The organism is Streptomyces sp. SID13031 (assembly GCF_010548305.1).
Taxonomy (GTDB): domain Bacteria; phylum Actinomycetota; class Actinomycetes; order Propionibacteriales; family Kribbellaceae; genus Kribbella.
Window position 1 is genome coordinate 1 of the sequence record NZ_JAAGLV010000114.1, and the last position, 391, is coordinate 391.

Here is a 391-nt window from a genome sequence, read left to right on the forward strand (position 1 = left end):
CTGGTCGAAGGTGTGGGCCGAGTTCCCGAACCGGAAATACGCTGCCCATCCGCGCAGGAACGCGTTCACGTCCTCCACGATCACCTTGACCGGACGCAGCAGCCTGCGACGGTCCGTCAACTCACGGACCCGGTCGCGGGCATGCTGCATCGCCCTGTCCGAGGGCCAGCGGGCGAGGAAAGCAACAGGGTGCCGCCCGTCGCGGGGCCGGGAGGTGACCCACCGGTGGTGGAAACCGAGGAAATCCAGTCCCTCGCCCCCCACCTGCAGGTGCACGATCCTGGTCTTGGCCGCCTTCGGCTCCAGGCCGAGATCGGCCAGCAGAACTCTCAACCGCTCCAAGGCGGCCTCGGCCTGCTCGCGAGAAGCACACATCACCACCGCGTCATCG

General features: G+C 67.8%; 1 protein-coding gene. It reads right to left on the reverse strand.

Annotated elements, in window-relative coordinates:
• A partial coding sequence (locus G3I17_RS40245) for a group II intron maturase-specific domain-containing protein (RefSeq protein WP_275402669.1) occupies positions 1–391 on the reverse strand: 391 nt, incomplete at both ends.